Source organism: Spirillospora sp. NPDC049652 (genome assembly GCF_040675125.1).
Classification (GTDB): Bacteria; Actinomycetota; Actinomycetes; order Streptosporangiales; family Streptosporangiaceae; genus Spirillospora.
In genome coordinates this window covers 1-4,906 of record NZ_JBFAOF010000543.1, presented here as the reverse complement: position 1 = coordinate 4,906, position 4,906 = coordinate 1, and the positions used below count along the sequence as shown (strand labels likewise).

The 4,906-nt window shown below is 74.8% G+C and carries 5 protein-coding genes and 1 pseudogene; 2 read left to right on the top strand and 4 right to left on the bottom strand.

Annotated features, from left to right (window positions below):
- A pseudogene (locus tag AB0J52_RS27370) lies at positions 1 to 289 on the top strand (hypothetical protein); the annotation flags it as partial.
- Between the two features lie 46 nt (positions 290 to 335).
- Here the strand turns inward: AB0J52_RS27370 and AB0J52_RS27365 are convergent.
- Both AB0J52_RS27365 and AB0J52_RS27360 read right to left on the bottom strand, forming a co-directional pair.
- Positions 336 to 1,799, bottom strand: coding sequence for a leucyl aminopeptidase (locus AB0J52_RS27365; protein ID WP_500185210.1), 1,464 nt, complete (start codon positions 1,797 to 1,799; stop codon positions 336 to 338).
- A 194-nt stretch (positions 1,800 to 1,993) separates the two neighbouring features.
- Positions 1,994 to 2,161 carry a DUF3117 domain-containing protein gene (locus AB0J52_RS27360; protein WP_083952185.1) on the bottom strand — a complete coding sequence of 56 codons (168 nt, stop codon included), beginning with the start codon at positions 2,159 to 2,161 and terminating at the stop codon, positions 1,994 to 1,996.
- Positions 2,162 to 2,545: 384 nt separating this feature from the next.
- Here AB0J52_RS27360 and AB0J52_RS27355 point away from each other — a divergent pair, with 384 nt between their 5' ends.
- Entirely contained in the window at positions 2,546 to 3,343 is a 798-nt protein-coding gene (locus AB0J52_RS27355) for an enoyl-CoA hydratase/isomerase family protein (protein ID WP_500185209.1), read from the top strand.
- A gap of 30 nt (positions 3,344 to 3,373) precedes the next feature.
- Here AB0J52_RS27355 and AB0J52_RS27350 read toward each other — a convergent pair whose 3' ends face one another.
- Both AB0J52_RS27350 and AB0J52_RS27345 read right to left on the bottom strand, forming a co-directional pair.
- Complete coding sequence (locus AB0J52_RS27350; RefSeq protein ID WP_500185208.1) at positions 3,374 to 3,949, bottom strand: DNA-3-methyladenine glycosylase I; 576 nt, start codon at positions 3,947 to 3,949, stop codon at positions 3,374 to 3,376.
- Between the two features lie 81 nt (positions 3,950 to 4,030).
- Positions 4,031 to 4,906, bottom strand: an 876-nt coding sequence (locus tag AB0J52_RS27345) for a hypothetical protein (protein ID WP_500185207.1), incomplete at its 5' end; no start/stop codon positions are given.

Genomic DNA, 4,906 nt, shown 5'->3' with positions numbered 1-4,906 from the left:
GACGGCCCTCGCGGCGCTGCGGCGCGGCGTGGCGGGCACCAAGCGCGGCGAGCAGGACCACCTGGTCTTCCTCGGCACCGACGCTTTGGTGGAGATGGCCCGCACCGCCGAGCGTCCGGCCCTGATCGTCTTCACGCTCGCGGACGTCCCCGCGACGACCCCCGGCATGGCCGAGGCGGCCCGGTGGTGCTTCGGCGTCGAGCCGGGCTGGGACACGACCCTGCCCGCCCTGGTCAAGGAGGTCCGCCGCCGCCACAAGGTCCCGGTGGTGGACCGCCGCACCCGCTGACCGGCCCGGCCCCCCGCCCGCGGGAGCCGGGCCGGGCGGACGGGCGTCAGTTCGCCGAGAGCCACTCCAGCAGAAGGCGGGCGGAGAAGCCCGTGGCGCCCTTGGTGATCTCCATGTCGTCGGCGGTGGCACGGCCCGGACCGGCGATGTCGAGGTGGGCCCAGGGGCGGTCGCCGACGAACTCGCGCAGGAAGAGCGCGGCCATGATGGAGCCGCCGCCGAGGCCGCCGCGCTCGATGTTGGCGACGTCCGCGACGTCCGACTCGATGCCCTTGCGGTACTCCTCGACGAGCGGGAGGCGCCAGACCGGCTCGCCTGCCTTCTCGCCCGCCTCGAACAGGGCGGCGGCGAGCGCGTCGTCGTTGGCGAACAGCGCGCCGTGCCGCAGGCCGAGGGCGACCTTGGCGGCGCCGGTGAGGGTCGCGACGTCCACGACCAGGTCGGGGTCCAGCTCGGCGTCGGCGTAGGCGAGCGCGTCGGCGAGGACCAGGCGGCCCTCGGCGTCGGTGTTCAGCACCTCCGACGTCCGGCCGCCGAAGTGGGTGATCACGTCGCTCGGCCGCATGGACGACCCGGACGGCATGTTCTCGGCCGCCGCGACCAGCCCGGTGACCTTCGCGCGGACGCCGAGGTCGCGCAGGGCGGCCATGACCGCCATGACGATGCCGCCGCCCTGCATGTCGGTCTTCATGAGCATCATGTTGTCGTTCGGCTTCAGCGACAGGCCGCCGGAGTCGAACGTGATGCCCTTGCCGACCAGGACGATGTGCCGGTCCGCGCCGTCCGGCTCGTAGGTCAGCTCGATCAGCCGCGGCGGGTGCAGCGGCGAGCCGGAGCCGACCGCGAGCAGGCCGCCGAAGCCGCCCTCGGACAGGTCGCCCTCGTCGCGCACGCGCACCGCCAGGCCGTGCTCGTCCGCCAGCTCGCGGGCCCGGTCGGCGAGCCAGGCCGGGGTCTTCTCCGAGGACGGCGTGTTGGTGAGGTCGCGGGCGAGCCCGGTCGCGCGGGCGAGCGCGACGCCGCGCGCGATCCCCGGCGCGGCGGCCTCGGGGCCGGACTCGGTGAGGACGGTCAGCGCGCCCAGCGGCCCCTTCGCGGGGGCCTCGCCGATGCGGAACCCGTAGGACGCCAGCAGCGCGCCCACGACGAACGCGGCGAGGTCGCCCTCGGGGACGCGGGCGACGAGGTTCGCCCGGCCGCGCGCGCGGCGGGCCAGGGCCGCGCCGGCCTTGCGCAGGTCGGCCGAGGTGGCGTCGCCGACCCCGTAGAGCAGCAGCTCGCGGACCTGGTCGCCGACGCGGACGGGCGTGGCGACGATCTCACCGGGCTCGCCCTTGGCCCCGTGCAGGGCCAGGAGGTCGTCCAGCGCGAACGGGAGCGCCGCGGCGATCTCGGCGGCGGGCGCGACCGGGCCCCGCCGGACGGGGATCGCGGCCAGCTCGGCGTCGAGTTCGGTCACGGCCTGCGAGACGGTTCCGCCCGCGGGCGCGACCCGGGTCTGGATGGGCATGCTGGACGCTTCCCCCTGTGCTGATGCGTGGTGTGCTGTGCTGCTGTGTGCCGAGCTGCCGGGCCTTGGTGCGGGGCGGGGCGGGGCGGACGTCCGCGGGGCCGCCGCCCGCCGGGCCCGCGCGGGGCCCGAGTACGGCGAAGGCCCCGGCGTCACCGCCGGGACCCGCCGTCAACGCCGAAGCGAATGGGAGGTCAGCCCACGACCTGCTTGAGAGCCTCGCCGAGCTCCTTCGCCTCGTCGGCGGAGAGCTCGACCACGAGACGGCCGCCGCCTTCGAGCGGGACCCGCATGACGATGCCGCGTCCCTCCTTGGTCACTTCGAGCGGACCGTCTCCCGTCCGCGGCTTCATCGCCGCCATGCGTGCATCCCCTTCCTGCCCAGGACCGCGTGGGGCCTATCGGGCACCGTTGGCCGCCTGGCCGCCTGTGCATCCGCGTCATCAGTAGTGGTGGTCCATTATCTCGCCTTCCGAGCGCGAAGTGGTAACGATCAGCCTCCAGATCGCGGGACTCGCCCCAAAAAATCCCCTTTTGGGGCGCTACATACCAACCCTTTCGTCCGGGAATCGGGGGCCCGGCGGCAGCGGCCCCGGACGGCGGTCCGGAGCGTCCGGCAGGCCCCCGGACGGCCCCCCGCCACGCCGGACACCGGCCCCCCGGAAACCCGGTGGGGGCTTGCCCTCCAGGGGGAAGGTCGTCAAAGGTGGCGGAGGCGAGACCGTGAGCAGATTGTGAGGACGACGATGTCCGAGGCGACGACCGGGCCGGTGCGGTACGAGGTGGACGGCGGTGTGGCGACGATCACACTCGACCGGCCCGAAGCCATGAACGCGCTGACCGCCGAGACCAAGGAGGCGCTGCGGGCGGCCGCCGAGCGCGCCGCCGCCGACGCCGGGGCGCGCGCGGTCGTGCTCACCGGCTCCGGGCGCGCCTTCAGCGCCGGGCAGGACCTGCGTGAACACGCCGACAACCTGGCCGCCGGACGCGGCCTCGACGGCACCCTGCGGCGGCACTACAACCCCACCGTCGAGGCGATCACCGGCATGCGCAAGCCGGTGGTCGCGGCGGTGAACGGGATGGCCGTCGGCGCGGGGATGTCCCTCGTCCTCGCCTGCGACCTGGTGGTCGCGTCGGAGAAGGCGTCCTTCGTCACCGCGTTCGCCAAGATCGGCCTCGGCCCGGACAGCGGCCTGTCCTGGACGCTGCAGCGCCTGGTGGGCCGCGCGAAGGCCGCCGAGCTGCTCATGCTCGGCGAGCCCCTGCGCGCCCCGGACGCGCTCGCCCTCGGCCTGGTGAACCGGGTCGTCCCGGCGGAGGACGTGCTGTCCACGGCGACCGGCCTGGCCCGCACCCTCGCGGCCGGCCCCACCGTCGCGTTCGGCGCGATCAAGGACGCGCTCGCGCACGCCGCCGCGCACGACCTGCCGTCCGCCCTGGAACGCGAGGCCGAGCTCCAGGACGCCCTGGCCGAGACCGCCGACCACCGGAACGCCACCGAGGCCTTCCTCAAGAAGGAGCAGCCCACCTTCGAAGGCCGCTGACCAGGGCCGGAGAGTGCGGGAGGGGACGGTTCAGGAGTAGGCGCCGCGGCGGTGGCAAGCGGCCTGGTGGACGACCACCAGGCCGCACGCCTCCATGAGGGCGTAGGCCGTCGTCGGGCCGACGAAGCGGAAGCCGTGCCGCTTCAGCTCCTTCGACAGCGCCTTGGAGGCGGGGGTGGACGGCGGGACGTCGGCCATCGACGCGGGGACCGGCGCGTGCGGGTCGGCGTACTTCCAGATGAGCTTCGCCAGGCCGTCCGGGAGCTCCAGCGCGGCGCGGGCGTTGCCGATCGCGGCGTCGATCTTCGCGCGGTTGCGGACGATCGCGGTGTCGGCCATCAGCCGCTCCACGTCGTGCTCGTCGAACGCGGCGACCTTCTCCATCTCGAAGCCCGCGAACGCCGACCGGAACCCCTCCCGCTTGCGCAGGATGGTCAGCCAGCTCAGGCCGGACTGGAACGCCTCCAGGCAGAGCCGCTCGTAGAGGCCCTGATCGTCCCGGACGGGACGGCCCCACTCCTCGTCGTGGTAGGCGACGTACTCGGGCGCCGACAGGCCCCATGGGCAGCGGGCGAGCCCGTCCTCGCCGATGACCGCGGTATTCACCCGCCCGTTCTACCGCATACCTCCGACAGAACCGGCCGATACCTCCGGCGGAACCGGCCGCCGAACCCTCGGGCCGCGGGGTCAGAGCTTGCGGGGGTTCTCGTTCTCCAGGAGCTCGCGGCGGCCTTCGAACAGGCCGCCGCCGAACGATCCCCGCCCCGTCGGGCCGTCGAACCGGCCGTCCTCGCCGTCGGGTCGTTCGCGCTCGCGCTCCGCGGCTTCCCCGGCCCCGGCCTCGGCCGAGGGGGTGTGGCCACCGAACGTGTCCCGGTCGGGATGGCCGGGGAACGACTCGTGGCCGTCCTCGGAGGACTCCGGCGACTCGTCCGGACGGTCGGCGTCGTCCTCGAAGAGGTCGAACTCCTCCGCCCGGCCGTCCGACGCGTGCGGGTCGGCGCCCGCAGGGACGTCCGTGACCGTGGCGGGCGGCTCGTCCGGCAGTGCCCAGGCCCCGGACGGCCCGGCGGCGGGACCGTGCGCGTGCTCGGACTCCGCCAGGCGGTGGCGAAGGTCGGCGACCTGCCGCTCCATGGCCGCGAGCCGCGCGTCCCGCTCCGTGAGGGCGTAGGCGAGCCGGTGCAGGGCCTCGTCGGTCATGTTCATCTGGTAGCCCCAGAACGCGCGCGGAAGCCGCAGCATGGCGACCTCGGGCCCGGTCACGGGGGCCCCGCTCATCAGGGGCAGCGGCGGGACGTCGGGATGCGTGCGGGCGAGCTCGCCGCCGCGCCCCGTCGCGAGCACGACGACGGCGGCCAGCACGGCGACGCCCGCCAGCACGAGGACCACCATCACCAAGGTCTTGCTCCCGTCTGTGTCCTTGTCCCGCATGACGATCGTGCCATGCCGGGCGGCCGCGTGCGGGCAGCCCCGCAGCCCCGCCCTTCTCCCGGGCCCCGAAACGCCCCTTTCGAACCCCCGGAGCCCGGTTCCCGGACCGGGGCCGCGCGGGCCGAGGGC